We start from the raw sequence: 23349 nt of genomic DNA on the forward strand, positions 1-23349 counted from the left end.
AAATGTCACTAGGTAAAGTACAGGTAAACAATCTCAATCAAGGCCAAGGTGACATTCAAGCCATCGAGCGCCACTTTCTGTACATCGGCCGCGCGGGCGCCGTCGGTGAAGAAAGCCAGCTATTTAGCCTTGGCGCGCAAACCGATCTTGAAAAAACCTTTGCCGATAGCGCACTGCGTAAACAGTTGGTCACCGCCCAGCTTAACGCCGGACAAAACTGGACAGCCGCAGCCTATCCACTGGCCGCCGACGAAGACCTACTCGACGCCATCACCCGCGCCAACGAAGTCCAAAGCTTTGAAATGGTAGTGATCTGCGACGTGCAAACCACCGCGCAAAAACTGAAAGATATTCACGACTATCTGTTAAGCCTGCGCGCCAGCCATGGCCGCTTTGTTAACGCATTAGTCGCGGTTGCGGGCATTGATGCCGCCACCCAAACATGGCCGCAGTACGAAGCCGCCATGGTGGCACTACAAGCAGGCATTGCCGCCCATTTGGTGGTGCCAGTGCCGCAGTTACACGGTAACAATGTTGGCGTGCTCGCTGGCCGTTTATGTGATCGCTCAGTGAGTATTGCCGATAGCCCGATGCGCGTCGCCACTGGCGAGGTACTCGGCCTAGGCACTGCGCCAGTTGATAGCAGCGACGCACCGCTCACGCTCGCCACGCTCGAGACATTAGCCAATGCGCGCATGAGCGTGCCGCAGTGGTATCCCGACTTTGAGGGCACATACTGGGGCGACGCCACCACGCTAGACGCAGCAGGCGGAGATTATCAATACCTTGAGCACTTACGCGCAGTGCATAAAGCCAGCCGCGAAGTACGCATCCTTGCCATCCGCCGCATTGCTAACCGCGCGCTTAACTCCACGCCAGCCAGCATCGAATTAAACAAAGCCTATTTCATGAAGCCATTGCGCAACATGAGCAAATCAACAGTGATTTTGGGCACGCAGTTCCCAGGGGATATTCAGCCGCCACGCGATGGCGACATCACCATCGAGTGGACCAGCAACAAAGCGGTGACCATTTACATGATCGTCCGTCCGTACAACAGCCCGAAAGAAATCACAGTCAACATCTTGTTAGACCTAAACAGCATCTAAGGAGTCGCCACCATGCGTTTATCTGGAATGAATTTTAACGTCACCTTGGGCGACACCATGATCCACGTTGACACCTGCACCTTAACCATTACCGACAACAGCGCGGTAAGCCAAACCAGCGGCGTGCCGGACGGCTATGTCGACGGCGACGTCGCCGCCAGTGGTGAACTGTCAGTTAATGCCAGCCAATTTGAGCTGATCTCTAACGAGGCAAAATCCGCCGGTTCTTGGCGCGGCATGAAAGTGTTCGACATGATGTTTTACGGCAAAACCGCAAAAGATGAAGTGAAGGTCGAAGCGTTCGGCTGCCGTATCAAACTCAGCGATTTGCTCGACGTCGACAAAAAAGGCGGCCAAGCATCACTGTTCAAAATCCCGTTTGATGTAACGGACCCTGATTTTGTGCATATCAACGGCGTGCCATACCTGCGCCCAGAAGAAATCGAAAACATTAAGCAGTAAGGGCGCAATAACGAATGGATGCAGTGGATTTAGTCACCAGTGAGCAGCTACGCGCCGAGCACCGATTCGATGCTCTTGTATTAGCCAAGCGCAAAGCAAAAGCCGCCAAGCCAGTACCACCCAGCGCAACGGAATGCACCGAGTGCGGCGACGAAATACCAGAAGGCCGCCGACAAGCAATTTTAGGTGTACGTCTATGTGTGACGTGCCAAACGAGGAGAGAAAGCTAATGACAAAGAGAGTACGAATCGAAAATGCCGACACCAGTGATCACAAGTTAGTTGTTCAAACATGGCAAGTGGCGCCAGATGATCAGCCTCATGTGCTAGTCAAAGAAGAGCCTTTGAATTATCCAACGGCGATGACGGAAGGGCTTGTTTTTCAAGGGCAGTATCTGGTGATTAAAGAAGTTTAATAACCGAGTGCCAGCAACTAACAGAGCGATAGCAATGACAAAAGTGAACTTTGGTTTTATCTCAGGATTAGAAGGCGGCCCCGTATTACGCGGCTATGTGCCTGATCCTAAAAATTCAAACTCAGGCGTCACCATCGCCACAGGGTTCGATCTCGGCCAACGCTCATTTGATGAATTGCAGCGCCTGTTACCAGCACCACTGGCGACCAAACTCGGCCCATATTGCGGGCTGAAAAAACAAAACGCGGTAAAAGTGCTCGCACAGATACCGCTGACCATCACCGCAGACGAAGCGGAAGAAATCGATTTAAGCGTAAAGCACCAAATGCTAACGCAACTGGTGCAACGCTATAACCGCGATAGCAAAACTGACTTTGAAGACCTATCCGAGCCGATGCAAACCGTGATCGCCTCAGTGGCGTTTCAATACGGCGACTTAAGTAAACGTTGCCCCAAGTTTTGGCGCGCAGCCACCCAAGCAGATAGCGACGCCATGGCGTTAGAACTGCGCGACTTTGGCGACCGTTACCCAAGCCGCCGCCACCGCGAAGCCAACTATTTACAACTGATTAGAACAAAGGTGACGGCATGAACTGGAAAGACATAGCAAGCACCGTCGGCGGCATCGCTGGCGCGGTAGCACCACTACTCGGCGGCCCAATTGGTTTAGCCGTGAGCATTGGCAGCCAAATTGCGGGCGCATTGGGCACCGATAACACCCCCGAAGCCGTCGCCGCCGCATTGCAAAAGGATCCTAACGCCGCGCTTAAGCTGCAAGAGTGGGCCATGCAAGAGCGTGAGCAAATTCGCCAAGGCCATATCGAGTTGCAACGCCTTGCACTGGATGAATACAAAACCGAGCTCAGCGACCGCCAACAAGCGCGCCAAGTGCATAAAGACCATTGGATGCCGTCAACGCTCACCATTGCGCTGGTGCTGATCTTCGCCGCCCAATTAATCGTGTTGTTTTACCTGCCAATCCCCGCAGAAAACCGCGATTTGATTGTGTATCTATCGGGCAACTTTGTGCCATTTGTCGCCGCCGCCGTCGGTTACTGGCTCAGCTCAACCCGCGACGCAAACAACCGCGAAAAACTCATGACGCTCGCCAGCCAAGGCCAAACGCCAGCGCCAAACGTGCCACCCAAAGCAGGAGCCTAACGCATGGAGCAGCTAACAGATTGGTTATTAGTGATCATCAGCACTGCAGGAATATTACTTACCATCGTTGTGCCGTTAATCGCTTACTTAAACAGCGTGACTCATAACACCCGCGCAGAACTCAGCAACCACAAAACCCACGTTGCTGAAACCTACGCCACCAAGCACGACGTTAAAGAGCTGGGCGACAGGATGGAGCGGCAAATGCGCGACGGCTTCGACAACTTAAAAGAACTACTCACTAACCGAAAAGATAAGGACGCAGCATGAAAAAGACCATCGTGTTAACCATCGCCGGAACGGATTTCAGCTTTAACGTTACCGCCAAAGACCATAGCGATTTTATTGATGCAATGGCTCGTGGTGGCTCAGTTACCGCCGCATCGCACAACTTTGCCATGCGCACCATCGACGGCGAGCAAAAGGACGACTTTAAAAAGCTACTCGAAAACGCACCAGGTGCCGAGGTGCAAATCGCGGGCGAACTTAAAACCGAGTTCGCGCCAGTGCTGGAAATCACAGTAAAAAAATAGAGGGGCTGATTGAGGCTATCGACTCAAATCAGCTTGAGCAACTGTTCATCATGCGCCGCCACTTTTTGCCGTTTGAGGCCGATGACGAACAAAGTTTAGCAAGGGCATGTTGGCTAATGAAACGCCAACGCGACGACCTAGAAGCCATTATCACCAACGCCGTTTGTAAGGCGTTTGGTGGTAAGTAGAGGAAAACATGAGCTTACCGCAGCCGTTAATGTTCACTGTTGGACTAATAGACCAAATCACCAAGCCGATTGCTAAAATAACGCAGTCGCTTAATGGTCTTGCCTCCAACTACCAAGCCGGAACCATGCAAATGGCCTCCGGTATTGGTGGCATTGCGGCCAGCGGCATGGCACTGCAACAAGCCTTAATGCCAGCAATTGAAATGGATCGCGCACTGGGCGAAGTTAAATCCTTAGGCGTGCAAGACGACGCCTTAAAAATGCTCGCTAACAACGCTTACGACTACGCGCTGCAATATGGCAAATCAGCCACCGATTTTGTGCGCTCAAGCTACGATATTCAATCGGCCATAGCAGGTCTAAACGCCGCCGATTTATCCCGCTTTACCATGTCGTCTAACGTGCTGGCCGCCGCCACTAAAGCCGACGCCGCTACCGTAACCAGCTACATGGGCACCATGTACGGCATATTTAAAAACGATGCCATGCAAATGGGTGAAGGCGCATGGGTAGAACGCCTAACAGGCATGACCGCCACCGCCGTACAAGCCTTTAAAACCGACGGTAAAAAAATGGCCGACGCCTTTGGTGCCTTAGGCGCATCGGCAGACAAAACACCGCTTGAAGAACAAATGGCGATCATGGGCACCTTGCAAGCCACGATGCAGGGCAGCGAATCAGCCACCAAATACAAATCATTTTTAGCCGGAGTGGGCAAAGCCCAAGACGCGCTAAACCTTAAATTTACCGACTCACATGGCGCTATGCTGCCCATTGTTGACATCCTCAACAAAATTAAAGGCAAGTACGGCGACGTGATCAGCGTGGCAGAAGGCGACGAACTCGCCAAAGCGTTCGGCTCGCAAGAGGCTGTGTCCATGGTCAAGTTATTGTTAAACGACATTAACGGCCTAAGCGGTTCAATCAACATGCTCGGCAAAGTCAAAGGCATGGAACAAGCCGAAAAAATGGCCGCAGCCATGACCGACCAAAGCGAACGCCTTGCACAAAGCTGGTATGTGATCCGCGCCGCCGTGGGCACCGCGATTTTGCCAGCCTTTAACAGCTTTATCGGCAAAGTGGCCGATGCAGGCAAAGAGGTGATTTGGTTTACCAATATGTTCCCCAATATCACCCGTTGGCTGGGCTATGTGGCTATCGGCTTTACCTTAGCCGTGGCTGCTGGCGGCTTATTCACGGTGATGATGGGCGCGGGCAAAATGGCAATGACCACCTACGGCCTTGCGGTCATGGCATGGACGGGCGCTAATGCCTTGTTTACCAGTGGCCTAGCAACCATGCGCGCTATGTTACTGGCCGTTAACCTTGCCATGTACGCCAATCCCATCGGCTTGATTGTAGCGGGCATTGCCGCCGCCATTGCCGTAGTCGGTGCGCTGATTTACTACTGGGACGACCTTAAGGCCACCATGGGCGAATGGGGCTGGGTACAGGCGATTGTCGGCATCTTCGACACCGTTTGGGGCGGGGTGAAATCCGTCTTTAACGACACCATCAATTGGATTATTGAAAAGCTCAATTTGATCCCAGGTGTCGACATTAGCACCAACGTAAGCGCGGGCAGCATGCCCAGCGTTGACGCCATTTCACCCGTGCAAACCAACCTCACCCGCGGCGGCATTAGCCAGCAAATCGCCAACGCCAACAACAGCAAATCGACCAGCGTCGGCGCAATTAACATCTATCCGCAAAAAGTTGATACCAACTTTGCTAACTATGTCGAGATGCACTCATGAGCACCTACATTGATTTGCACATCAGCAACGGCGACGTGGTGTTAGATGCCGGATTAAACCCCAGCTATTTAACCGACAGAGCCGCCATTGCCCAAGACATAGTGCACGCCATTTTAGACACCGGCTTAGCGCATCTTTTAATTAGCGACCGTGGCACAGGCGTCACTGCCGACACCCAAGTCAAACTCAAGTTATTAGTCGAGGACGATTTGCGCATCATGCCGGGCACTGTCCGCATTGAGCAAGTCGCTAGCGGCCAATGGTGGGTATTTGCCGACACCATCGAATTTGGCCCTATCGCTAATCCAATCACAGGGGATCTTTAATGGCTGATAAAATCGACGTGCCAACCATTGATTTTGCCAAAATCGTCGAAGCCGCAGGCATACCGACCACGGAGGACGGCTGGAAGGCATTATTTAAACAGGACGTTGAAGCCGAGGGCAGCATCATTGCCAACGACTCACCTTACTCACCGTTCTGGCGCGTGATCACCGCCATTGTTGCCAAGCCAGCGGCATGGATAGTCAACAAAGTGCTAATCGGGGTGATCTTGCCCAACCTGTTTTTACTCACCGCCAACGATGACCAGTTTGTCGAGGCCAAAGCGTGGGAGCACGACCTCACCCGTAAAGACAGCAGCAAAACCAAAGGCAAAGTGCGCGTTAACCGCGCCGCCGCCAGTGGCCCAAGCCTATTAATCCCCGCCGGCACCTACGTGCAAACCGATGCCATTAACGGCGTGGTGTATCGGGTGGTCACGCTGGCCGATGCCATCTTGCCGCAAAACAGCTTAAGCGTATTAGTGCCCGTGATTGCCGAAAACGCGGGCGCGGCCTACAACCTCGGCGCGGGTTATTACCACGTATTACCGGAAGCCGTAACAGGCATTGGCAGCGTTACCAATGAGGCCGACTGGATAGACGAAGCCGGAGCGGATCGCGAAAGCCTCGATGACTTAAAGCTGCGCACCCGCAACGCCTTTACCGCCGCCGCGCCTTGGCATATCGACGCCGTTTACCGCGCCATCCTCACCGAACGCGCCGGACTCGATACCGATAACATCTTTTTTGAGCACGACGCGCCACGAGGCCCGGGCACGGCTAACGCCTATATCTTGTTAGACACGGGCGAACCCTCGGCCGCCATGCTGGAAGACCTTAACCAATACGTGATGGACAAGGGCTACCACGGCCACGGTGACGATTTACTGGTGCTCGCAATGCCAGGGGTTGACGTCACTGTCGGCGTCACGGTTTACCCACACAGCTACTTATTAGCTGAGGAAGTCACCACCTTACTGGCCGACGTTGAGCAGTTTATCCGCTGTGCATTCCGCGAAAATAGCGACTACACCGCCACCCGCACCGAGCCGTTTGTGCGCTTTAGCTTTAGTAAGTTAGGCCAAGAGTTACACCGCCAATTTGCGGGCATCGAGTCGCTTAACTGGCACCAAACCGACATCACCAGCGCCAACAACGTGCCGCGCTTAAGCACGCTCACCATTGAAAACGGGAATCTATGATGAGCATCAAAATCGATTGGGCCGCACTCACCAAAATGCCGTACTGGCTGGCACGCCCAGCCAGCGAGCTAGACAAACTGCGCAAAGGCGCGGTGCGTTTTTGGCAGCGCTTTGTCGACATGCTCGCCTTTCCATCAAAACAGCTCGACCCCATGACCGCCGAGCTTGAATTTGTGCACTTACTGGCATGGGAGCGGGATATAGAGCAAATCCCCAGTGAAACCGAACTCATGTACCGCACGCGGGTTAAATACGCCTTGCCGTTCGCCAAGGGCGCAGGCAGCAAAAGCGGCTGGCTCGATATGTTTAAAAAACTCGGCATGACATGGGTGGGCATGGATGAGCGCATCAGCCAAGTCGATTGGGACGTAGTGGATTTGCAATTGCTCGATAGCGACTTTGGCAACCGCCAAAAACTGATTGACTACATTTGCCGCCAGTATGGCCGCACCACGCGCCGCTATCAGTTGACCACCATTTCAAAAGTGCCGCTGGTAGCACCGCTAAAAAGTTTTGATAACCAGCACACAGTTAACACGGCAACAGCTAACACCAACCTGTTTCCAGCAAAACGATTTATGACGATGGACTGCGACTCTAGCTACCACGTTGCACGCATTAAACAGCATTAAACAGAACTAAGACAAAGGAACCCATACCATGTCACAAGTGATCACATTAGCAGGCGAGCGTTTATTTGCACTCAAAGCCCAAAACAACCAGCAATTAGACATTGATACCTTTATTTTTGCCTATGTGCCGGGGCAAGACTCCACCGCGCCGATTGACCGCAATGAAGACTTACCACCAGTTAACCAGCGAGTGCACACGCAAATCGTGCAGCAATACGGCATGCTGGAAGATAACGCGGTGGTGTATAGCACCGTGCTCAACAGCTTAACGGGACCATTCCAATTTAACTGGGTGGGGCTATATTCAGCCGTTAACCAAACATTAGTCGCGATTCAGCATATTCCCACTGTAGTCAAAACAGTGACAGAGCCAGGTGCAGCAGGAAACACACTTAACCGTAACCTTACAATAGAGTACAGCGGCATTTCAGATTTAACAGGCATCACAGTTGCCCCAGAAACATGGCAATATGACTTTGAAGCCAGACTCAACGGTATGGACGAACTCACCCGCCAATTAGCTGCCGATATGAACGGTAAAGACTGGTTTATTGGCGACGGTTTTAAAGTGGTGCCACGTTCGACGCTTAACACCTTTAAAGTGACCGCTGGTGTGGGCTATGTCTCAGGCCTGCGCGTCGAACTAACAGCTGATCATATCCTCGCATTAAGTAGCTATCCGCAGTTTGTTTACGTTGATGCGTGGTTCGAAGCGACCAGTGACAGCATTTGGAAAGGTAAAGTGGCCTTTACCGTAACCAACACCGAAATGGACGACTATATCGACGTCAACGGCCGAAACCACTACGTGTTTAAACTGGCACGCATCACCGCCGCCGATGTGGTGGAAGATTTGCGTAGCACCAACGGATTAAAGCAAGAGATTGACCACCTAGTAGTTAAAAATGAAGATCTTGAATATAAAACTGACAGTATAGAGCTTAGTTTGTTAGGTAATGTTGAAATTAAAAAACAAGGAGTTTTCAACGGATATAAATGCACATCAAATATTGGTGACTCTATTTCGCATGGTGCGTTTTCAGGAAATTTATTCATTAATGGATGGTCAAGATTATTGACGCGTGCCTTAAATGGAGAATATGAAACATCAAGCTATGGATTTACACCTTATTTAAGTTTGGGGGCAGGACCTACGCTTAGCATAGATATTCATAGTGTTAATTTTACAGGTTCATGGACTGCTATACATGACTATGACAGCGACTACATGGTGGCTGGCGTTGGTCATCGTTCTGAGTCTGCTGGGAACGAAATAACTTTTAATCTGCCGTCATTTATGCGTCGCTGTGTGGTTTATTTCATAGGGCAACAAAATGGCGGATCATTCGATATCGAAGTTAATGGGATAGTTGTCGCAACAATATCAACATACAGCCAAAGCATGGGGTTTTATTCGGCTGAGGTTGCTATGACTGATAATAGATATGGAGGTTGTAACGTAAAGATAGTCACTAAAGATAATAATATTGTTGATTTTGCTGGTGTGAGCTATTTATCAGCATTTGCAGAAACTACATGTAATAACTTTAGTAGAAGTGGAAGACGTTTGCGCTATGTAAGTGAATATACAATAAAATTGTTATGTGAAAATTCGCATACGATATTAATGTCATTAGGTCACAATGACTATGCTGAAACCGATGTCAACTATATCGAAGAGGTTAAGAAACGGATTGATTGGTTTATTGCCTACGCCAAACAAAATAATGTGAATATATTTGTACCTGATTTTTGTTGGTCAGCGCCTGAAAATAATTGGATGCGTATTGAGCTTAAGAGATTAGCTAAAGAAACCAACGGGAAATATATTAACTTACCTAAGTTATTGGTCATGCCAAATGGTTTAGAACCAACGGAAGACTATTTAATAAACACATTAAAAATGTGGGTGGATGGTTCACATCCAAATATTGATGGTAACAAGTGGATTTTTGAGAATATTTCAAAGGCGATGGGGCTATCATGCACAAGCAAAACTCAGGCACTAAATTTACATGATTACGCTATGCCGATTACGTTAGACCCTGCTGTCGCCGTAAAAAATTCTTTAGGCGCAGGTCAACTGTCTACAGTGAAACGCAGTGGTAACGGAATTCTGATCAATCTTTTTCTAGAAAAAGAAACGTCAGGAGAATTCCCAACAGGCACATACATAATTTCGGAATCATTTGATCCTAAAACGGAGATTTTTGCAGGACAAGGCGCATGCGTACCAGTAATGAGGATTGATGGTGCAGAGGTGATCGGTGGTTGCACTGTTTCTGCCAGTGGGCAGATTGTCTTAAACATAAATAAGCCGTCTGTTTATAAAGATATTTACTTTCAAATCAACTTAATGAGTTAGCAAATGTTATCTCTTAACAGTATATCTTTAACTCTTAAGTCTTTACGCATCACCGCCAGCCAAGAGCTGGCGACTGAGGACGCCAGCGGCCAAAGCTCAAGCACTGAGTCAGCCGAAACGGGCATAAAAGCAAAAATGCTCACGGTAACCGGCTTTATCCTATTTGTGGATGAGCAGCAGTTAACCGACCTGTTTAAGCTGGCCGAAGCCACGGAAGGCGGCGCGCGCACCACGTACCGCATCAGCAATAAAACCGCCTCTGCACTGGGGATTAAACAAGTAAAATTCGCCAGCAAAATTGAAGCAGTGGAGCAAGAAACAACCCGCCAATGGAACGTGAGTTTTACCTTAGCCGAAGTGCGCAGCGTGCCGCAGAAAAAGGAAGAACGCGCGCCGCAAGTCGCCGCCGCGCAGCAGGGCGGAACAGGCCAAGGCACGGTATTGGCCGACGGCAACACGCCGCCCAATACCGAGCCAGAACTTACGGGCATTATGGCTTTTTTAAAAAAGGTCGATGAGGGGCTCGCATAATGGCCGAACCCAATGCCAAGTTTATGACTCGAGCATATATCGGCGGCCAATTGGCCGCCGTAAGTGATCACTGGTGCGTACTGCAAGCCGCATCACCGGGAACTTGCCAGCTCACCATTGATAAACCCGCCGAGCGCCTAACGCCTGTCGCCTTTGAAATGGGCTGGGGTGAAATGATTGAACGGGTATTTTTAGGCTATATTGAGCGCAGCATGCCAGCGGCTAACGGACTGTATACGGTGTTTTGTCGTGAGCTGTCATCGGTATTAGCCAACCACTTAGACGTAACACTGCGACACCCAACCTTGCGCCAAGTGTGCGACGAAATCAGCGCGCAAACGGGCCTTGAATTTGTGTTACCTGAAAAGCCGTATGCCGATACTGCGATCCCCTGTTTTTATAGCGACACCTCAGGCTATGCCATGCTGGATAATCTAGGTCGCACTTACAAGGTGCCGGATTTTATCTGGCAGCAGCAGGGCAACGGCAAAATCTACTTAGGCAGTTATCAAGACTCGTTTTGGGCGGGTAAAGCGATCACCATCCCGCAAGGATTAATGACCGACCAGCAAGCGGGCAAAACGGCCACTATTCCAGCCGTGCCAAAAATTCGCCCTAACGTCACCGCCAACGGCGCCAGAATTGCCAAAGTCGAGTTTAAGGGCACTAACATGACCATCACATGGTGAACGCATGGAACAAGTCATTAAGAAAATTATTTATCGATTATTCCCTGAACTCAGCGCGCAACTGCATTTACCGCGCTGGGGTAAAGTGGTGGCATTGCCAGAGCTGCCAGCAGAAGACGGAGAACGCCGCAGCGATGCGTTTTATCCGCGCTATGCAGCCGACGTGCAACTACTCGATGAAAACGGCACCGCAACTAAATCCAAACCATTGCAGGCCGTACCGTTACCACTCAACGGTGCAGGCAATAAAGCAGGCCGACTCGAGCCGCCGGCTATTGGTTCCATCGTCGAAATCGGCTTTGCCTATGGTCGGCCTGATAAGCCATTCATTCGTACTATTCTGCCGTTCGGCTGGGATCTTCCAGCCATCAAAGCGGGCGAATCGCGCACCCAAACCCGCGAGGGCGTTTACCAGCATATAGATGACGTGGGCAACTTCTACAGCGTGACCGATAAAGACAGCGAGATTGAATGTCTTAATCAGCGCATTAAGGTACTAGAGGACCAGCTAACCGAAGTCTTGGGACAAATGACGATGAATATCACTAAGGACTTGCGCATCACCGCGAAAAAAATCACCGAAGACGCCGATACCATCAAACTAAACGGCGGTTCGCCAGTCGTCACCTGTGCCCATATCTGCCACTTCACTGGCGCACCACATGGCGACGGATCATCAACCGTTAGTGCAGGTAAATAAGGGGAAAGCCAATGGCATTAAGCAGCGGATCATTAGAAGAAAAAATCATCAGCGAACTACAAGCGCAAGGCTTTACCACCGACGGCACGCACGCATTCGCGGGCAAGATGGCCGCCGCCATCGCCAAAGCAGTGATAGATGAGATCACCGCCAACGCCGACGTGGTAGTAACAGCAGGCAGCAGCGCAGGCACCTACAAAGTAAGTTAACGCAAAGCTACACGCACAAGCCCAGCCAACACGCTGGGCTTTTTATTTGCTGCAGCAAAGCCAAACTAATCTATGTTGCTGCAGTACAGACAAACCCATCTATGCGGTACCAAACCACATAAACACATCCATCGATTAAAGACGCCGCCGACTATGTTGGCCACGTCATCACATCATCGCCACAAAACATCAGCACCGACCATTTACGCCACGGAAACCAGCGCAACAGAGAAACTAAGCCACGAAATCCGCACTCTTCCTCACCCTCCTGCGCGGTTTGCATCTTAATTTTTTTTCAGTTTTGGTTTATTGCAGTTCATAGGCGCAAACAGCGCCATTCCTAGGGCTTTTAGAAGATCAAAGATCTGAAATGATCGCGGTTTATTTCACTGTTTTACAGTTCTATACAGCGCGTTTAAACGTGAGCGGGAAAACTTAACTATTGATTTAATTAGTTATTGCGTGGATTTTGTGAGGTTTTTGAAGTGGGCGTGAAAAATGATAAAAAGATCTAGTTAAGTAAAATCAACACCTTAACTAGATCAATAACTGAAATGAATTTAATCGCCAAACTTATCGTGAAGCTTATGCGGGAATAGTTGAGTATATACTTGCCACAAAATATTTAGATTACGATGACCTGTCACCTGGGCAACATCTTCAATCGAGTAACCCTTTTCAAACAAACGGCTAGCACCCTCGCGCCGCAAATCATGGTAGCGCAAATCAGCAATACCTAACTCGTTGCGTACCCGCTGAAAACCAGCAGAAACAGACCTAGAGTTATAAGGAAAAATCAGCTCATCAGTTTTGGGTTGACGCATCACAATATCAAACGAACCGCCAAGCAGCGGGACAATCATATGATTGCCTTCTTTCTTTCGCGGATCCTTCCTATCTCGCACTAAAATGGTTTTATGATCAGCATTCAAATCATCCCACTTAAGCTTGCAAACCTCACCGATACGCATACACGTAAGAATGCTAAAATCAAGAATATCGATGAACGGTATACGGATCATGCCATTAGGTCGGTAAGACATGCGCTGTAGCAAACCGTCTTTTAACTTATCAAGTTCATTCTCTGTTGGTCGCCGTGTTCGTCGCTGGCTTTTGCCGACTAAACCCATCTCCATCAAAACAGGAACAGCCTCCTCAAAAATATGGCAATTAGCTTCAATATTCCAAACGGGAGCCGCCTTTTTCATCACACTGCGCAAATAGGCAATATCTTGATAAATGGTAGAAGGGCCAGCACCAGAAGCGCGCCTATTCTTGCAATGCTCAATTAAGTCGCTAGTCTTTAAACTATCTGATTTAATTTTAGAAATATCACAGTCCATTAGCATGCAGATCACATACCGTTTAGTGCGGCCTGTTCGTGACCACAAATCAGTATCCTCATAATATAGGTTTAAAAGGTTACCGATAGAAACAGCCTTGTTACTCTTCAAAACAGAATCATGCTCAATGGCGTCACAACGGACTTTGCCCCAAGTCCTAGCAACCTCCTTTTTACTGAAAGTTTTAGACTCACGATGTATAATTTCGCCATTCTCTTTAACGCGCACAGTGCAACGGTAACTAAAATCACCGTTAGCCTTTGCGCGTTTTTCAATAGTAAAAGACGCCATAGAATGAAATTAACCTTTAAAAATCCTACCCAGAAATGGGGCACATATGGGGCACCATATACCGAAATTGCAGGAAATTGCAAGAAACTGGAAGCAACTGAGGCGAGTCTATGAAATCAGGAAAACACGATTCAAAGCCAGATGTAGCGCAGAAATCAATAGATAGAACATTTTCAATTGCGCCCATTTATCGTGGGACATACCGACATAGCCTAAACGGTTGTAGAGGAAGTCTTCGGTTTTTTCGGCGGCGAGTTTGCCACCTTGCATCACTAAACTGTCATCGCTGGATACCATGTTGATGCCCCATTCCGTGGTAGCAAAGGCGGTCCAGCCGTTTCTCTCGCTGCGTTCAAAGCTAAATCGTACTCGGGAGGAGTCATCAATCACTGAGGTATCGTGGCTGTCGTTGAGTGCCGCAAATCCTAACCAACCGCTTAAATCTAATGAGTTTTTTTGATCGTTATAGAGTTCAACCGCTTGGCTGCTGGTGGCCACCAACAGCATGGGAAGCATTAATGCGATGCAGGTTTTTTTCATCATTCCACCTAAATTAGGCAAGTTTTGTCTGGGGACCTTAGGCACTGTGGCTTAAGGCCCCTAATGACGGATTGCTGTTAAGTTTCTTATGTATTAAATGAGACTCGCAGGGGCGTTGTGCTCACGCCGCTTTAATCTCAACACCTGGGGTTTTATTTGAAATCACCCCGTAGATGGTCCAACCGAAGAAGGTCGCGATAGCGCCTAACATCACTGCGGTTTCACCAGAGCTATAGAGGGCATAGAAGCTATACAGGGCGCCGATAACCGCAATCACGTTGGCAACACGGGCCTTGTTCGCAGGCACTTTGAGCTGTTTTTGCATCACGCCTAGGGCTGCCATCGACAGGATATAAGGCACAATGTTAGTTACCACCGCAAGGTTAACGAGCGCTTCAAACTGTTTGCTCAGTGATGGGCTGATAGTCATCAAAGACAGCAGGGTTTGAATCGAAACGATGATGGTCATCCCCCAAATTGGCGCATCTGCTTTGCTGACTTTAGCGAACACTTTAGGGAAGAAACCTTCATCGGCAGAGGCTTTAAACACTTGTGCAATAGTAAACTGCCAACCGAGCAGCGAACCAGTACAGGAGATAATGGCGCAGGCCATCACGATTTTACCGACAACTGGGTTAAACATTTGCGCGAAGGCTAAACCAAAAGGAGCATTTGAGCTGGCAAGTTCAGCGTTGGGTACAATACCGGCAATCACGTTAGTTGAAACAATATAGATAAGTGCTGCACCTAAGGTTCCGCCCATTACGGCGATAGGAACATTTTTCTCTGGATTATCAACAGCCTCTGAGTTGGCGCAGGCAGATTCTAATCCAAGGAATGCCCATAAGGTCATCGCGATAGAACCACCTAAGGCTTTGAAGAATGGCATATCATGTGGGTTCCAAGCACCTTTATAGAGGTCAATATCGAACCAGAACCAGCCGATCAACGACACACCAATTACAGGCAGAATAATCCCCCACACGGTCACGCTACTCACGCGGCCAGTAATGCGAGCACCGCCAAAGTTTGCCACAGTGGCTAACCAAAGCACGCCGATAGTGGCAAGACAGATGGCCATAGGGCTTAAGTTAACTTCGAGTAATACGGCTGCGTAACCTACGGCGGAGATGGCGATGGCGACGTTGGCGATAAGTAGCGAAACCGCATAGGTGTAGTTCGCCATAAAGTTACCGCTGCGGCCAAAGGCATATTCGGCATAACCGCCCATACCACCGGATTTTTTGCTGAACATACCGCATTTTGCAAATGCAAAGGCCAGCGCGGTTGAGCCAGCAGCGGTAACAAGCCAAGAAAGCACTGAGATAGTACCGACTTGTGCTAATTGGGTGGGCAGCATGATAATCCCAGAGCCCATCATATTCACTATGGTGATAATCGTTAATTGGACAACGCCAATTTTATTTTCTGATTTACTCATAATAATGACCTAATAATGTAATTCATTATAGAAGGTTGAAATTGACTGCAGAGCGGGGTTATTAACTCTGCAGTCAGGTTCAATTATTTATTTAATACATAACCTAAGGCTTGGATTTTTCCTTCTGGGGTGCTTTCGAGATAAACACCTTGTAATTCAGGGGAGAATCCGGGTAATAAGTTGATGCCTTCTTCAAGGGCTAGGAAATAACGCTGTACTGCGCCACCCCATATTTCACCTGGCACCATACATAACACCCCTGGTGGATATGGCAGGGCGCCTTCTGCGGCAATTCGACCTTCGATTTGCGACAGTGGCACTAATTCGACATTGCCACGAATAAATTCAAGATTGGCTTCCTGCGGGTCCATCACCTTGGTTGGGAAGTGAGCATGGCGGAACATTTCTTTTTGCAGTTGTTTTACGTCATGGCTGACATAAAGGTTGTGCATTTCTTGGCAGAGTTGGCGAATGGTGTAGTCTTTATAACGGGTTTTATTGGCGTTATAGACGTTTGGCAATACTTCCGATAATGGCGCATCTTCATCGACTAATTTCTCAAAGCGAGATATTTGCGACACTAAGTGCTGCATCTTTGCCATATCTTCCGCAGGCGTCATCAGGAATAAAATTGAATTTAAGTCGCACTTCTCGGGAATAATATTATTTTCACGTAGGAAGTTAGCCAAAATAGTCGCGGGAATACCAAATTCAGTATATTTACCCGTTTCAGCATCAATGCCAGGTGTGGTTAATAGGAACTTACAAGGGTCAACGAAATATTGGCCTTTTTCATAGCCCTCGAATGAGTGCCATTTTTGTCCAGGTTCAAATTCAAAGAAGCGCAAATCATCGGCCATTTGCTCGGTTGGGTAATCCTGCCATTGGCGGCCATCGATCATGCTTGGGATAAATGGCTTGATATACTTACATTTTTTGAGCAGTAACTTACGAGCTTCAATCCCTGCTTTTACCGCTTCACGCCACAGATAACGGCCGCTGGCACCTTCGTGCATTTTTGCGTTCACATCTAATGCGGCAAAAAGTGGATAGAAGGGGCTGGTGGAGGCGTGCATCATAAAGGCATTGTTGAAACGTTTATGGTTGCAATATCTCGCTTGACCTTTGATATGTTTATCTTTTTTATGGATTTGCGAGGTTTGAGAAAAACCAGCCTGCTGTTTATGTACTGACTGAGTCACGATAATACCGGGATCTTCAGGCGTCAGTTCCAGCAGCAGTGGCGAGCAGTCATTCATCATAGGAATAAACTGTTCATAACCAACCCAAGCCGAGTCAAACAGGATGTAATCACATAGATGACCAATACGATCAACCACTTGGCGAGCATTGTAGATGGTGCCGTCGTAGGTGCCGAGTTGGATAATCGCTAAACGGAACGGGCGTTTTTCATCGGCACGTTCTGGTGCAACTTCGCGAATTTGTTCCCTTAAATAAGCTTCTTTGAAGCAGTGGGCGTCGATACCGCCAATAAAGCCGAAGGGGTTACGGGCGGTTTCTAAGTAAATCGGTGTTGCGCCGGCTTGAATTAACGCACCATGGTGGTTGGATTTGTGGTTATTGCGGTCGAATAATACTAAATCACCTTTAGCAAGTAGCGCATTGGTGGCGACTTTATTCGAGGAGGAAGTGCCGTTAAGCACAAAGTAGGTTTTATCGGCGTTAAAGACTTTTGCCGCATATTTTTGTGCATCCAGCGGTGCACCTTCGTGGATTAACAGATCACCAAGTTTTACGTCGGCATTACACATGTCGGAGCGGAAAATGGTTTCGCCAAAGAAATCGAAAAATTGGCGACCTACGGGATGTTTACGGAAGAATTGTCCGCCCTGATGGCCTGGGCAGGCAAAGGTGGAGTTACCCATTTCTACGTATTTTTTCAGGGTGCCAAAGAAGGGCGGTAATAGAGCTTGCTCATATTTTTTGATAGCGGTTTCGACCTGCTTACCATAGAAATCGGTATTGCTACCGCAGAGTTCAAATACCCCAGTAATTGAGGAGCAAATATCATCTGGGAAGGTTTCTTCGCAGCAAACTGATACGAAAATAGGCAGTTTTAATCCGGTATTTTTAATTTTTTCAACAATACCATCTTTAACATCATCAACAGAGACTACAGCCGCACCCACATCGCAAAAATCAGTGGTTAATACATTGACAACTTCTCTGTCGATATCAAAACAAGATCTAACAGATAAGCTTGCGGCAACTTTTAATGATTTCATCGTTAATTTCCCTTTTACTTAAAAAGTTTTGGATACAACAACGCCTATACCTAATTAAATATATTAATGGCATTAAAATTAGATATGGCTATTCCGTGTGCAGATATGATGAGGCAATAAGTCACTTTAGAATAAAATAAATAGATTTATTCCAAGTGAGTGACTTAGCCGCAGCTTTGCTGCACTAACAAAAATGCTTTGATTTGAATGCGAGACAATAAGCCTTGTGAAACAGTGTGGTAAGTGTGTAAGCCTATAATGGCAATACCACTTTTGACCTGTTAATTAGCCTATTCTCTACGCGAAGATTAGCGAAGGAAGATAAATGAATGGTCGAAATAGTCACGTTGGCTAGGCATCATGATATGTCTAGTACGTCGGATATGTGCCATGATTTTTGATTTCCTCTTCATATACAACTCCATTATGAAAGTAGAGAAAATTATTGGTTTGTTTTATTACGGAATAGAGTTTATCTAGGTGTTGCCAATAAAAATATGATCAGTGTCTTGTTTTTAGCTTGCGGTAATTATTTATTTAAATTGTTTTTACATATTTAATTTCTGTAAATCATGCTTAAGTACCATTGTCTAAATAACTAAATTAAATATTTATATGTAATTTTAAAAATTAAAAAATGCATAATTTAATAAATAATAAATATCTAATTACCCTCTAAACGCTGTGTTAATTCATTTTGAAATTTATAAAGTACGGCATGTTTGCATAAAAATGCAGATATAGCCTTTACAAAATCATCCTGATGCTTAAAGATGACAAAAAGCGTACTCTTTTTCTCAATTTTGAGCGTTTAGGGCAGAAGCTTGACGTTTTGAGGCAGGTTTATGACCTTGAGCTGACGTAAATTAGCGGTGTTACGTATCTATTGGAGACAGTGATGAAGCATTTACATAAGTGGATAGTAGGAATTGGATTATTTACCGCGGTATTAGGGTCGGCTCAAGCCATCACATTATCGAGCAAAGATATTGGCGAAGGTCAGCCATTATCCAATCAATTTGTCTTTAATGGCTTTGGTTGTACGGGTGAGAATATTTCCCCCCAACTTGCTTGGCGTGATGCCCCTGAAGGCACGAAAGCCTATGCGGTGACTGCGTATGATCCCGATGCGCCAACGGGCAGCGGCTGGTGGCATTGGGCAGTTTATAATATTGGTGGCGATCAACAGCAATTAGCTCAAGGCGCTGGCTCTAAGCCAAATGGCCTACCTAAGGGGGCGATTGCGCTAAAAAATGATTTTGGCACCACCGACTTTGGTGGCGCCTGCCCACCACAGGGGCATGGAATGCACCGATATGAGTTCACAGTGTGGGCATTACCTAATCCATTGGAATTGCCAAAGGATGCCACTCCAGCCCTCTTGGGATTTATGCTCAGGGCGCAGGCCTTGGGTAGTGCTAAGTTGACTGCAGTGTATCACCGTTAATATGGCTGGGCTGATGAATGATCCGAATGTTTGAATACGACTCGAAACAGGCGCAGTCACTTTCAAGGGTGCCAGTGCATCAGCCCTCGATTATTCGCGTGATCCAAGGGGAGAAGTCGTTGCTTTGGCAAGATGACGCCCTATCCGTCAATGCTGACCAACTGCTGCTATTGCCCGCGGGCACACATATCAGTTTTGTGAATCGGCCGATGAGTGGGCGCTATCGGGCTGTGCAGTTACTCTTGCCCTACGAGTTACCATCTGGCGTGATACCTGCGCCGATGGATAGGATAATACCTAAGCCGACGCAAGCCATATCGCGCTCGGTCGATTTTGCTTGGAATGCGTTATTGCATAGCCTAACGTTAGCGCTGCCAACATCGGTGCAGATGCACTATTTAGCCGCATTACTGTTAAGTTTGCCGCAGCAAAGCAGTGTCAATTGGCTTTATGGGCATAAGCAATCGAGTGTCACCCAAGCCGTATTGGCGATACTGAGCCAACATCCTTCAGCTCAGTGGCAGCAAGAACAGCTTGCCGAAAAGTTACATATGAGCAGTGCCAGCCTCAGACGTAAGCTAGCGCAGGAAGACACCAGCTTTAGACTGTTACTCGCCGAAGTGCGTTTATGTCAGGGGTTAACACTGTTACAAAACTCTGGCGATTCAGTGCTACAAGTCGCATTGTCCTGCGGTTACTTGTCAGCAGAAAAATTCTCGGCACGCTTTAAACAAGCCTTTGGCCTGACACCCGCCGCATATCGCCGTACACTGTGAGCGGTAACTATCACAAAATTGGGGAGTATATATGGCAGAAGAGCAATTTACCGAGACTGGTTTTTGGAACAAAATCAAACTGTTTGGTCGCCAAGCAGGGCGCGAGGTGGTTGAACGAGCCCTGTGGCTTTACTATGCGGCGCAAAAGCCCAATACCCCTAAATGGGCTAAGTCGGTAATTTTAGGCGCGTTGGCGTACTTTATCTCGCCTTTAGATGCGATTCCTGATCTCACGCCCTTAGTGGGTTTTACCGATGATTTAGGTGCGTTAGCGGCCGCGCTGACCATGGTAACGCTTTATATTGATGATGAGGTTAAATCGCTGGCGGCAGATAAGATGGCGCATTGGTTTGGCGATGAGCCGACTACGCCCTAGTGCTGAAGTGCACTGAGCATTAAATGCTAAAAATATGATTTTATTAATGGATAATGAACAGGCGTTGGCCTAGTTTTTTGAGGGGAAAAATATTTTTGGTTAAATGTTTCACTATTAAGGCATTGCGCTATATGCTAGCGCTGTTTTGTGAACCCATTGTGTGTGTTTAGGCAAAGAAATGAAAAATATTATGGCGGTGATCCTGTGGTTTTTAGGAGTCTCTGCCGCCACTCCTGTGTTCGCCGATAAGGCCTCGCCAGAACAACTCGCTCGTCTGTACCTCGATTTTATGGCTCAAACCAGTCGCCAAAGTGAAGCTCTGTGGCCGGGATTTCGTCTCGACGATAAAGTGCACCTCTTCAGTTATGCGGGCAACGTTTGGTTACGTCAGCCAGGAGGTGAGATTGTTCAAGATAACAGTGTGTTAGAGTCAGTTAATTTGCACTCTGGCCTATCGATTAATTTTGGTTTTCCCCAATATCAAGGGCAGGCAGGTGTGCTTATCCAGCTCGAGTCTCCCACGATTCAATTTGATAGCACAACCAAAACTGCCGATTTACCTTTTGTGATTTGGGCTGGCAACAGTGTGCATGAGGCGTTTCATTTTTATGCCCAGTCAGAGTGGCGCGTGTTAGAAGATGCGCGCCGTTACGAGGGGGAGGTTTATCCGCTTAATCTGGATGCGCGCTATTCCCGTTTACAGTTATTCAATGCGTTAATGTCGGCCTTAAAACAGCCTGAGCAACAGGCGTTGTTCTTAGGCCATGCTGCCTATTGGCTACAGTTATGGCGTCAAACGGCACCTAACGAAGATAAAATCAGTTATGTAAATGACTTGGTTGAAGGCAGCGCAAAATACGTTGAGTTAATTGCGGGGGCGCGTTTTTTGAGTCAAAACCAAACCTACCTCGGTTACCAGCAGATACTGCTGCGATATGTACAGGATTATTATCAGCAGCAGCAAATGCTCGGCGGATGGACGGCTGAGGCCGAGAATATCGGTGCGCTTGCGGGAGTGTTGTTAGATAGCACTCAAGATGCCAATGTGTGGAAAGAGTCGGTGATGTCGGGCATGCTGCCGGTGGATTTGCTACTCGGGCGTATTAAGCCGATTGCGCCAGTTGGACAAGATTCGGTGCAGAAGAAACGTCTGCAAGACATGCTGGCCTACTATCCGGCAACGCAACAAAAGTTGGCCCAACTACTCAAGGATGTTCAAGATCCTAAAGTGCCATTATTAGTGATTCCGAGCGTGAGTGATAGCAGCAGTTTTATTGATGTGGGCGCAGTTCGCTCTGGGTTTTATGTGGTGCCCTATCAGGAGGATGTGACCCAGGCCTATTTAGGAATGAGCGCACAATTTAGCAACCTAAATGTGAGTGGCAGTCCCTTGTTGGATGTGCCGTTACAAAATTATTGTGAGGGCATTGAGGCCGCAACTCTGTTACCTTTGGGGTTTACCTTCCAACGCGAAGGTCAGTATCTGGTGTTCAATGAGCCGGAAATCCATGGAACAATAAGGGTTTCTGCAAGTGTTGTTGAGGGAAGAACTCTCTACTGTGCGATGAATTAATATGAGAAAAAATCAGCTCGAATTTACCTACATGCGTGGCATCGCGATTATTTTTATCGTGCTTGGCCATAGCATCTATAACTCTGGGGAAGGGTTTCCTGTACTACTAGAAAATTTGCTGAGGGGGGGCACTGCGTTATTTGTGTTTATCTCAGGTTATTTTTTCCATCGAATTTTTTATAAGGACTTTGATTACGGTAAGTTTATGAAGAATAAAGTACAAAACGTACTTTACCCCTTCTTATTTGTTTCCATAGTAGGCCTATTCTGCTTGAGTTTACGCTGGGTTTTTATGGAGCATCAATCGCTTGAACAAGTACTGCTCAGCATTTTTTATACCGTGCGAAATGGTTACATTTTGTATCCTCACTGGTATATCCCTTTTATCATGGCGGTATTTTTATTCTCGCCAGTATTTTTGTGGTTTATCCGTTGTTCCCAGCAGATGCGTTGGACGTTATTCGTATTGAGTTGTGTGGTGGCTATCCTGCTCCACAGGCCTATAGGTAACGTCAACTTTATCCATTCTGTGGTGTACTATTTGCCTTTCTATTTGATTGGTATTTTATACTCCCAAGATGAACATATTGTAACGCGCTATGGCTCTATTTTGAGTGCATTAGCAGGGATTTTCCTCGTTGTGAGTTTGGTTGAACAGAGTTACATAGTGCAGCACGTGGGTAATTACCATAAAGCGCCGTTTGAATATAACGGCATCGACTGGCAGTTTATTCAGAAGCTGAGCTTGTGTGTGCTGGTACTGAACTTCTGTGATTGGTTGTCAAGGCTTAGCCGCGTACCTTGGCTTATTGAAACTGCTGAGATGAGTTTTGCGATTTTCTTTATTCATCCACTTTTCGATATGCTGTTTAATACCACTGCAACAATATTCCGTTATCGTTTCCCACCTGACTCATGGGTTACTAGTGTATTGTTTTCGTTTGGCATTTTCCTCTTTCTTATGGTGAGCAGTATGATGACGGCGCGCCTGATTAAAAAACGTTTAGGCAACCGTTCACGCTTGTTTATCGGTTGGTAAT

General features: G+C 47.7%; 27 protein-coding genes and 1 pseudogene. 23 read left to right on the forward strand and 5 right to left on the reverse strand.

Annotated elements, in window-relative coordinates; translation table 11 throughout:
• The first annotated feature begins 2 nt into the window (after window positions 1-2).
• The 18 genes from H9J30_RS08910 to H9J30_RS08995 are packed head-to-tail and all read left to right on the forward strand — an operon-like array spanning window position 3 to window position 12276.
• Window positions 3-1109, forward strand: a complete 1107-nt coding sequence (locus H9J30_RS08910) for a DUF2586 domain-containing protein (protein WP_240130692.1) — start codon at window positions 3-5, stop codon at window positions 1107-1109.
• 12 nt (window positions 1110-1121) lie between these two features.
• Complete coding sequence (locus H9J30_RS08915; protein WP_011625208.1) at window positions 1122-1571, forward strand: phage protein; 450 nt, start codon at window positions 1122-1124, stop codon at window positions 1569-1571.
• A 14-nt stretch (window positions 1572-1585) separates the two neighbouring features.
• Window positions 1586-1801 carry a TraR/DksA C4-type zinc finger protein gene (locus H9J30_RS08920; RefSeq protein ID WP_240130693.1) on the forward strand — a complete coding sequence of 72 codons (216 nt, stop codon included), beginning with the start codon at window positions 1586-1588 and terminating at the stop codon, window positions 1799-1801.
• Window positions 1801-1986, forward strand: coding sequence for a hypothetical protein (locus H9J30_RS08925; protein ID WP_240130694.1), 186 nt, complete (start codon window positions 1801-1803; stop codon window positions 1984-1986). The genes H9J30_RS08920 and H9J30_RS08925 overlap by 1 nt, the downstream gene beginning before the upstream one ends.
• Before the next feature lie 34 nt (window positions 1987-2020).
• Complete coding sequence (locus tag H9J30_RS08930) at window positions 2021-2578, forward strand: pesticin C-terminus-like muramidase (protein ID WP_240130695.1); 558 nt, start codon at window positions 2021-2023, stop codon at window positions 2576-2578.
• Window positions 2575-3147 carry a hypothetical protein gene (locus tag H9J30_RS08935; RefSeq protein WP_240130696.1) on the forward strand — a complete coding sequence of 191 codons (573 nt, stop codon included), beginning with the start codon at window positions 2575-2577 and terminating at the stop codon, window positions 3145-3147. Before H9J30_RS08930 ends, H9J30_RS08935 begins: the two co-directional genes overlap by 4 nt.
• Before the next feature lie 3 nt (window positions 3148-3150).
• Window positions 3151-3417, forward strand: coding sequence for a hypothetical protein (locus H9J30_RS08940; protein WP_240130697.1), 267 nt, complete (start codon window positions 3151-3153; stop codon window positions 3415-3417).
• Window positions 3414-3680, forward strand: a complete 267-nt coding sequence (locus H9J30_RS08945) for a putative phage tail assembly chaperone (RefSeq protein ID WP_240130698.1) — start codon at window positions 3414-3416, stop codon at window positions 3678-3680. The genes H9J30_RS08940 and H9J30_RS08945 overlap by 4 nt, the downstream gene beginning before the upstream one ends.
• A 50-nt stretch (window positions 3681-3730) precedes the next feature.
• Window positions 3731-3868 carry a DUF6890 family protein gene (locus H9J30_RS08950; RefSeq protein WP_240130699.1) on the forward strand — a complete coding sequence of 46 codons (138 nt, stop codon included), beginning with the start codon at window positions 3731-3733 and terminating at the stop codon, window positions 3866-3868.
• 8 nt (window positions 3869-3876) lie between these two features.
• On the forward strand, window positions 3877-5625 hold the full coding sequence (locus H9J30_RS08955; RefSeq protein WP_240130700.1) for a phage tail tape measure protein: 1749 nt from the start codon (window positions 3877-3879) through the stop codon (window positions 5623-5625).
• Window positions 5622-5951, forward strand: a complete 330-nt coding sequence (locus H9J30_RS08960) for a DUF2590 family protein (RefSeq protein ID WP_240130701.1) — start codon at window positions 5622-5624, stop codon at window positions 5949-5951. Before H9J30_RS08955 ends, H9J30_RS08960 begins: the two co-directional genes overlap by 4 nt.
• Window positions 5951-7150: a baseplate J/gp47 family protein gene (locus tag H9J30_RS08965; RefSeq protein WP_240130702.1), complete on the forward strand. Its 1200-nt coding sequence runs from the start codon at window positions 5951-5953 to the stop codon at window positions 7148-7150. The genes H9J30_RS08960 and H9J30_RS08965 overlap by 1 nt, the downstream gene beginning before the upstream one ends.
• Window positions 7147-7782, forward strand: a complete 636-nt coding sequence (locus H9J30_RS08970; protein WP_240130703.1) for a hypothetical protein — start codon at window positions 7147-7149, stop codon at window positions 7780-7782. The genes H9J30_RS08965 and H9J30_RS08970 overlap by 4 nt, the downstream gene beginning before the upstream one ends.
• Window positions 7783-7810: 28 nt before the next feature.
• A complete protein-coding gene (locus H9J30_RS08975) occupies window positions 7811-10147 on the forward strand; it encodes a phage tail-collar fiber domain-containing protein (RefSeq protein WP_240130704.1) in 2337 nt (778 codons plus the stop codon).
• 3 nt (window positions 10148-10150) lie between these two features.
• Complete coding sequence (locus H9J30_RS08980) at window positions 10151-10678, forward strand: baseplate complex protein (RefSeq protein WP_240130705.1); 528 nt, start codon at window positions 10151-10153, stop codon at window positions 10676-10678.
• Window positions 10678-11367, forward strand: a complete 690-nt coding sequence (locus tag H9J30_RS08985) for a hypothetical protein (RefSeq protein WP_240130706.1) — start codon at window positions 10678-10680, stop codon at window positions 11365-11367. The genes H9J30_RS08980 and H9J30_RS08985 overlap by 1 nt, the downstream gene beginning before the upstream one ends.
• Window positions 11368-11371: 4 nt before the next feature.
• Window positions 11372-12067, forward strand: coding sequence for a hypothetical protein (locus H9J30_RS08990; protein WP_240130707.1), 696 nt, complete (start codon window positions 11372-11374; stop codon window positions 12065-12067).
• An 11-nt stretch (window positions 12068-12078) separates the two neighbouring features.
• A complete protein-coding gene (locus tag H9J30_RS08995; RefSeq protein ID WP_240130708.1) occupies window positions 12079-12276 on the forward strand; it encodes a hypothetical protein in 198 nt (65 codons plus the stop codon).
• 560 nt (window positions 12277-12836) lie between these two features.
• Here H9J30_RS08995 and H9J30_RS09000 read toward each other — a convergent pair.
• The 5 genes and pseudogenes from H9J30_RS09000 to speFL all read right to left on the reverse strand — a co-directional run bounded on the left by H9J30_RS09000 (window position 12837) and on the right by speFL (window position 18562).
• A complete protein-coding gene (locus tag H9J30_RS09000) occupies window positions 12837-13910 on the reverse strand; it encodes a site-specific integrase (RefSeq protein ID WP_240130709.1) in 1074 nt (357 codons plus the stop codon).
• Between the two features lie 174 nt (window positions 13911-14084).
• Window positions 14085-14450 (reverse strand): annotated as a pseudogene (locus H9J30_RS09005) (porin); the annotation flags it as partial.
• A gap of 121 nt (window positions 14451-14571) precedes the next feature.
• Window positions 14572-15891, reverse strand: coding sequence for a putrescine-ornithine antiporter (potE, locus tag H9J30_RS09010; RefSeq protein WP_240130710.1), 1320 nt, complete (start codon window positions 15889-15891; stop codon window positions 14572-14574).
• An 83-nt stretch (window positions 15892-15974) separates the two neighbouring features.
• The gene (gene speF, locus H9J30_RS09015; RefSeq protein WP_240130711.1) at window positions 15975-18137 is read right to left on the reverse strand and encodes an ornithine decarboxylase SpeF; all 2163 of its coding nucleotides are present in this window, start codon (window positions 18135-18137) and stop codon (window positions 15975-15977) included.
• Window positions 18138-18445: 308 nt separating this feature from the next.
• On the reverse strand, window positions 18446-18562 hold the full coding sequence (speFL, locus tag H9J30_RS21740; protein ID WP_367303096.1) for a leader peptide SpeFL: 117 nt from the start codon (window positions 18560-18562) through the stop codon (window positions 18446-18448).
• Window positions 18563-19035: 473 nt separating this feature from the next.
• Between speFL and H9J30_RS09020 the strand changes: the two genes are divergently transcribed.
• The 5 genes from H9J30_RS09020 to H9J30_RS09040 all read left to right on the forward strand — a co-directional run bounded on the left by H9J30_RS09020 (window position 19036) and on the right by H9J30_RS09040 (window position 23348).
• Complete coding sequence (locus H9J30_RS09020) at window positions 19036-19584, forward strand: YbhB/YbcL family Raf kinase inhibitor-like protein (RefSeq protein WP_240130712.1); 549 nt, start codon at window positions 19036-19038, stop codon at window positions 19582-19584.
• 17 nt (window positions 19585-19601) lie between these two features.
• Complete coding sequence (locus tag H9J30_RS09025; RefSeq protein ID WP_240130713.1) at window positions 19602-20360, forward strand: helix-turn-helix transcriptional regulator; 759 nt, start codon at window positions 19602-19604, stop codon at window positions 20358-20360.
• Window positions 20361-20391: 31 nt separating this feature from the next.
• Window positions 20392-20736, forward strand: coding sequence for a YkvA family protein (locus H9J30_RS09030; protein ID WP_240130714.1), 345 nt, complete (start codon window positions 20392-20394; stop codon window positions 20734-20736).
• A gap of 178 nt (window positions 20737-20914) precedes the next feature.
• Window positions 20915-22309, forward strand: a complete 1395-nt coding sequence (locus H9J30_RS09035) for a hypothetical protein (RefSeq protein WP_240130715.1) — start codon at window positions 20915-20917, stop codon at window positions 22307-22309.
• A 1-nt stretch (window position 22310) separates the two neighbouring features.
• Entirely contained in the window at window positions 22311-23348 is a 1038-nt protein-coding gene (locus tag H9J30_RS09040) for an acyltransferase family protein (protein ID WP_240130716.1), read from the forward strand.
• The last annotated feature ends 1 nt before the right edge of the window (window position 23349 follow it).

Source organism: Shewanella cutis (assembly GCF_022410515.1).
Classification (GTDB): Bacteria; Pseudomonadota; Gammaproteobacteria; order Enterobacterales; family Shewanellaceae; genus Shewanella; species Shewanella cutis.

Excerpts from the sequence above, each read along its gene's own strand:
- H9J30_RS08910 (WP_240130692.1), top strand. The coding sequence starts at position 3 with ATGTCACTAGGTAAAGTACAGGTAAACAATCTCAATCAAGGCCAAGGT.
- H9J30_RS08915 (WP_011625208.1), top strand. The coding sequence starts at position 1,122 with ATGCGTTTATCTGGAATGAATTTTAACGTCACCTTGGGCGACACCATG.
- H9J30_RS08920 (WP_240130693.1), top strand. The coding sequence starts at position 1,586 with ATGGATGCAGTGGATTTAGTCACCAGTGAGCAGCTACGCGCCGAGCAC.
- H9J30_RS08925 (WP_240130694.1), top strand. The coding sequence starts at position 1,801 with ATGACAAAGAGAGTACGAATCGAAAATGCCGACACCAGTGATCACAAG.
- H9J30_RS08930 (WP_240130695.1), top strand. The coding sequence starts at position 2,021 with ATGACAAAAGTGAACTTTGGTTTTATCTCAGGATTAGAAGGCGGCCCC.
- H9J30_RS08935 (WP_240130696.1), top strand. The coding sequence starts at position 2,575 with ATGAACTGGAAAGACATAGCAAGCACCGTCGGCGGCATCGCTGGCGCG.
- H9J30_RS08940 (WP_240130697.1), top strand. The coding sequence starts at position 3,151 with ATGGAGCAGCTAACAGATTGGTTATTAGTGATCATCAGCACTGCAGGA.
- H9J30_RS08945 (WP_240130698.1), top strand. The coding sequence starts at position 3,414 with ATGAAAAAGACCATCGTGTTAACCATCGCCGGAACGGATTTCAGCTTT.
- H9J30_RS08950 (WP_240130699.1), top strand. The coding sequence starts at position 3,731 with ATGCGCCGCCACTTTTTGCCGTTTGAGGCCGATGACGAACAAAGTTTA.
- H9J30_RS08955 (WP_240130700.1), top strand. The coding sequence starts at position 3,877 with ATGAGCTTACCGCAGCCGTTAATGTTCACTGTTGGACTAATAGACCAA.
- H9J30_RS08960 (WP_240130701.1), top strand. The coding sequence starts at position 5,622 with ATGAGCACCTACATTGATTTGCACATCAGCAACGGCGACGTGGTGTTA.
- H9J30_RS08965 (WP_240130702.1), top strand. The coding sequence starts at position 5,951 with ATGGCTGATAAAATCGACGTGCCAACCATTGATTTTGCCAAAATCGTC.
- H9J30_RS08970 (WP_240130703.1), top strand. The coding sequence starts at position 7,147 with ATGATGAGCATCAAAATCGATTGGGCCGCACTCACCAAAATGCCGTAC.
- H9J30_RS08975 (WP_240130704.1), top strand. The coding sequence starts at position 7,811 with ATGTCACAAGTGATCACATTAGCAGGCGAGCGTTTATTTGCACTCAAA.
- H9J30_RS08980 (WP_240130705.1), top strand. The coding sequence starts at position 10,151 with ATGTTATCTCTTAACAGTATATCTTTAACTCTTAAGTCTTTACGCATC.
- H9J30_RS08985 (WP_240130706.1), top strand. The coding sequence starts at position 10,678 with ATGGCCGAACCCAATGCCAAGTTTATGACTCGAGCATATATCGGCGGC.
- H9J30_RS08990 (WP_240130707.1), top strand. The coding sequence starts at position 11,372 with ATGGAACAAGTCATTAAGAAAATTATTTATCGATTATTCCCTGAACTC.
- H9J30_RS08995 (WP_240130708.1), top strand. The coding sequence starts at position 12,079 with ATGGCATTAAGCAGCGGATCATTAGAAGAAAAAATCATCAGCGAACTA.
- H9J30_RS09000 (WP_240130709.1), bottom strand. The coding sequence starts at position 13,910 with ATGGCGTCTTTTACTATTGAAAAACGCGCAAAGGCTAACGGTGATTTT.
- potE (WP_240130710.1), bottom strand. The coding sequence starts at position 15,891 with ATGAGTAAATCAGAAAATAAAATTGGCGTTGTCCAATTAACGATTATC.
- speF (WP_240130711.1), bottom strand. The coding sequence starts at position 18,137 with ATGAAATCATTAAAAGTTGCCGCAAGCTTATCTGTTAGATCTTGTTTT.
- speFL (WP_367303096.1), bottom strand. The coding sequence starts at position 18,562 with ATGGAGTTGTATATGAAGAGGAAATCAAAAATCATGGCACATATCCGA.
- H9J30_RS09020 (WP_240130712.1), top strand. The coding sequence starts at position 19,036 with ATGAAGCATTTACATAAGTGGATAGTAGGAATTGGATTATTTACCGCG.
- H9J30_RS09025 (WP_240130713.1), top strand. The coding sequence starts at position 19,602 with ATGATCCGAATGTTTGAATACGACTCGAAACAGGCGCAGTCACTTTCA.
- H9J30_RS09030 (WP_240130714.1), top strand. The coding sequence starts at position 20,392 with ATGGCAGAAGAGCAATTTACCGAGACTGGTTTTTGGAACAAAATCAAA.
- H9J30_RS09035 (WP_240130715.1), top strand. The coding sequence starts at position 20,915 with ATGAAAAATATTATGGCGGTGATCCTGTGGTTTTTAGGAGTCTCTGCC.
- H9J30_RS09040 (WP_240130716.1), top strand. The coding sequence starts at position 22,311 with ATGAGAAAAAATCAGCTCGAATTTACCTACATGCGTGGCATCGCGATT.